Annotated in this window: 3 protein-coding genes and 1 pseudogene; 3 read left to right on the top strand and 1 reads right to left on the bottom strand. The window is 68.6% G+C overall.

Annotated features, from left to right (window positions below; genetic code table 11):
- The coding region (locus B9S61_RS33265; RefSeq protein WP_181007547.1) for a transposase at positions 1-329 on the bottom strand (329 nt) is incomplete at its 3' end.
- Between the two features lie 183 nt (positions 330-512).
- On the opposite strand from B9S61_RS33265, the pseudogene B9S61_RS33260 reads away from it, so the two are divergent.
- The 3 genes and pseudogenes from B9S61_RS33260 to B9S61_RS33250 all read left to right on the top strand — a co-directional run.
- Positions 513-1,358, top strand: a pseudogene (locus tag B9S61_RS33260) (Tat pathway signal protein); the annotation flags it as partial.
- A 72-nt stretch (positions 1,359-1,430) separates the two neighbouring features.
- The gene (locus tag B9S61_RS33255; RefSeq protein WP_103545506.1) at positions 1,431-1,913 is read left to right on the top strand and encodes an SAM-dependent methyltransferase; all 483 of its coding nucleotides are present in this window, start codon (positions 1,431-1,433) and stop codon (positions 1,911-1,913) included.
- A 492-nt stretch (positions 1,914-2,405) separates the two neighbouring features.
- Entirely contained in the window at positions 2,406-3,596 is a 1,191-nt protein-coding gene (locus B9S61_RS33250; protein WP_103543576.1) for an IS110 family transposase, read from the top strand.
- Position 3,597 lies beyond the last annotated feature (1 nt).

The following is a 3,597-nucleotide window of genomic DNA, read 5'->3' as shown; positions in this document are numbered from 1 at the left end:
GCCTTGATCAGCCCGGCCTCGCGGCAGTGCTCGACGAGCCTGTCGAAGAGCGTCCGTTCCAGGCCGTGCCCGACCAGCCGGGCACGGAACTTCGACAACGCGGAGAAGTCGAAGCCGGCATCGGACAGCTCCGTGCCCAGCGCGTACTTCCACGAAAGACGGTCCCGTGACGCGTCCGCGGCCTGCCGGTCGGTGAGGTTCTCGGTGAACTGCAGCACCGTCACCAGGGCAAGCAGCGCCGGGGACTGGGCGGGAGCCCCACGGCTGGGAAACGCATCGGTGAACAACGCGTCGTCGAAGACCTCGGCAAGGTGGTCACGCAGGCGCATGGGCAGGCTGCCACCGGGGAAGGCGGCGCGAGCCGTCCTGGCGGTCTGCTCAGGAACGGGCGGCAATCCCCCCGGCCGCATGGACACCGCACCGACCCCCTACGGCCGGGGCATACAGAACGACCGCACCAACGATCATGCCGGGCCGCCCCGCACCCCTGCAGGCAATTCAGCAACAGAGTCGCAACCGGCCGCAAAGCCCTCGCCAGCCACTTGCTCGACGAGGCAGTGCCGCTGCTCGGCGGCCGATTCCGTACCGATCAGCTCCGCCGCGTCGCGCACTCCGCCGTCGCAGAGATGACGTACCTCGCCGGCTGGATGGCCTTCGACGCCGGCGAACACCGCACTGCCCAGCGCTACCTCACCATTGCCGCCAGGATCGCGGCGGAAGCCGGCGACGGACCGCTCGGCGGCCACGTCCTGCGCGCCCTCGCCCACCAGGCCGTCGACCTCGGGCACCCGCGCAGGGCACTCGCTCTGGCGGACGCCTCGATGTCCCGCGACCGCTACGGCCAGGCCAGCCACCGCGAGAGGGCGCTGCTGGCGATCGTCCACGCCCGCGCACTTGCGGCCGACGGCGACCGAGCCGGCACCCTCGCGGCCATTAGCCGCGCAGAGCGAGACCTCGCCCGGGCCGACACCAACGAAGCGCCTGCCCGCGTCGGCTTCTTCCAGGAAGCCTCCCTCGCCCACGAGACGGCCTGCGCTCTGCGCGATATAGGTCAGCCCCTCGACGCGGAGATCCACTTCAAGCGGAGTGTGGCCACGCGCCGGCGTCAGCAGTTCGCCCGTACCCACAGCGTGACGCTCGGCTACCTCGGCGCCGTCCAGGTCCAGCGGGGAAACCTCGACGAGGCGTGTGCAACCTGGAACGAAGCACTTGACGCCATGACGGGCGTCCAGTCCGGCCGGACGCGTGACGTCATCGTCCGAATCCAGAGCGACCTCTCGCCCGTGCGGCAACGCGGAGGCCGCCATGTCACCGCGCTGGACCGCCGGGCACGCGGCATGCTCCGGGCCATAGGCTAATCGCGACGCGGACGTTCGATGCCTCATGGCAACCCGCGGACCAGCTTCGTCCGAGGAGAGGAACCAATACCGGTGACGACGTACGAGGTCGAATCGATCGCAACGGTCGTCGGCGGCCACACCCGCGTCCAGGACGATTACCAGGGCGGGGTCCAGTCGGTGATCCGACTCAACGAGGCGTACCCCCTCGAAACCCTGCAGGGAATCGACGAGTTCTCCCACCTGACTGTGACGTGGCGCTTCCACCTGGCACAGCCCGAGGACGTGCAGCTCCACGCCCGCAGCCCCAGGGGCAACGTGCGGTGGCCGGCGACCGGAACCTTCGTCCACCGAAACCATCGGCGCCCCAACCAGTTGGCTGTCAGCTACCCGAGGCTGCTGAGTGTGGACGGCCGCGACCTTCTGGTGACCGACCTCGACGCGGTCGACGGGACGCCGGTGATTGACTTGGCCCCCTACTTTCAGGAAATGGGGCCCCGAGGTTCTGCCCGTCAGCCCGCCTGGCCGGGCGAGATGCTCGCCGACTACTGGCGCGACGCAGCGGAGCGCCCGTAGGCAGGCTTGTCGTAACTCCACGACGCTGCAGCCACTGCGGGTGTACACCACGTTCTGCCCGCGGGGACGCGGAAGGTAGACCAGGAAGTACGAGCGGCCTCGCTGACGCCGCCCTCCCCAAAGAGGTCTCGCGTGAGGGCCGTGCCTCAACTCGAAGTTGTCATTCGATTCTTCCGAGCGCAGCGTCGCTGACGATGAGTCGCCGTCGGCCTTCGTGTCGGCCCCGGGGAACGGCGTCGAATGCCGGCACATGATGGTGGTCCTACCTTTCAAGACGTGGGTCTGATCCGGTCATTCGTAGGATCGGAGGGCCCAGGGGTTCTGGGTATGGCTGCATGGTGGGCGCCGTTTGGATGGCTCAAAGGACTTGGCCGCCCGGAGCCCCGCGACGACTCGACCGCCAATTGGGAGACGCGACTCGATCGCTGCTGTAGGACAACGTCGGCGAGGTCGTCTGCGGGATCGATGTGACGACGAGCTGGCGGAGGGAACGTGCCCGAGATCTGGGCCGGAGTGGACATCGGCAAGACGCATCACCACTGCGTGGTGATCAACGCGGACGGCGAGCGGCTGCTGTCCCGCCGGGTCCTGAACGACGAGACCGAGCTGCTTCAGCTCATCGGCGACGTCCTGGAGATATCCACCGACGTGCTGTGGGCCGTCGACCTCAACCACGGCGGGGCCGCCCTGCTGATCGGCCTGCTGCTCAGCCACGGCCAGCCGATGGCCTACCTCACCGGCCTCGCGGTCCACCGAGCATCGGCCACCTACAAAGGCGAGGGCAAGACTGACGCGAAGGACGCCTTCGTCATCGCCGACCAGGCCCGCGTCCGACGTGATCTCGGCCTGCTGAGGCCCGGCGACGAGATCGCCATTGACCTGCGCACGCTCACTACCCGGCGCCTGGACGTGGTCTTCGACCGCACCCGGCAGATCAACCGTCTCCGCGCTCAACTGCTGGAGATCTTCCCCGCGTTGGAACGCTCGCTTGAGCTGACCAACAAAGGGCCGGTGATGTTGCTGACCGGCTACCAGACCCCGGCCGCGATCCGCCGCGCCGGCGCGAAGCGGATCGAGACCTGGCTGAAGAACCGCAAGGTCCGCGGCGCCGCCGCACTTGCGAAAACGGCTGTGGAGGCTGCCCAGGCGCAGCTGACGGCCCTGCCTGGCGAGACGCTGGCCGCCGCCATGGTGGTCCGCCTCGCGAAGGGGGTGATGTCCCTCGATGAGGAGATCGCCGAGCTCGACGCCCTGATCGAGGCCAAGTTTCGCGAGCATCCGCACGCTGAGGTGATCCGCAGTCTGCCCGGCATGGGCCCCAAGCTCGGTGCCGAGTTCATCGCCGCGACCGGCGGTGACATGGACGCCTTCGGCAGCGCCGATCGGCTGGCCGGCTTCGCCGGCCTGGCGCCCAGGCCACGCGACTCCGGCCGCGTCAGCGGCAACCTGCGCAGACCCAGGCGTTACCACCGTGGACTGCTGCGGAGCATGTACCTGTCGGCGATGGTCAGCACTACCACCTGTCCCGCCTCGAAGGCGTACTACCAGCGCAAGAGGAGCGAGGGGAAAGGACACAAGCAGGCTCTGCTGGCCCTCGCCCGCCGACGCCTCAATGTCCTGTGGGCGATGATCCGTGACGGACAGTGCTACCAAGGTTCACCTCCCGTCACGGCGGCGGCTTGAC

Source organism: Streptomyces sp. SM1, from assembly GCF_002910825.1.
Lineage (GTDB): Bacteria > Actinomycetota > Actinomycetes > Streptomycetales > Streptomycetaceae > Streptomyces > Streptomyces okerensis.
Note: the sequence above shows the minus strand (reverse complement) of the source record. Positions and strands in the feature narration are given on the sequence as shown.